1 protein-coding gene is annotated in these 299 nt (G+C 35.5%); it reads right to left on the reverse strand.

Features of this window, described 5'->3' with window-relative positions; all coding sequences use genetic code 11:
• On the reverse strand, nucleotides 1-299 hold a 299-nt coding region (locus PL9214_RS29830), incomplete at both ends, for a tetratricopeptide repeat protein (RefSeq protein WP_139295239.1).

The following is a 299-nucleotide window of genomic DNA, read 5'->3' on the forward strand; positions in this document are numbered from 1 at the left end:
ATCGCCGATTTCACGTTTAATAGTTAAAGACTGTTGATAAAACTCAATTGCTTTTTGATATTGTCCTAAGCTATCGTAAGCAGAACCCAAATTATTGAGAGCACCTCCTTCTCCATTGCGATCGCCGATTTCACGTTTAATAGTTAAAGACTGTTGATAAAACTCTATTGCTTTTTGATATTGTCCTAAGCTATTGTAAGCAGAACCCAAATTATTGAGAGCAAGTCCTTCTCCATTGCGATCGCCGATTTCACGTTTAATAGTTAAAGACTGTTGATAAAACTCAATTGCTTTTTGAT

The sequence above is a fragment of the Planktothrix tepida PCC 9214 genome (assembly GCF_900009145.1).
Lineage (GTDB): Bacteria > Cyanobacteriota > Cyanobacteriia > Cyanobacteriales > Microcoleaceae > Planktothrix > Planktothrix tepida.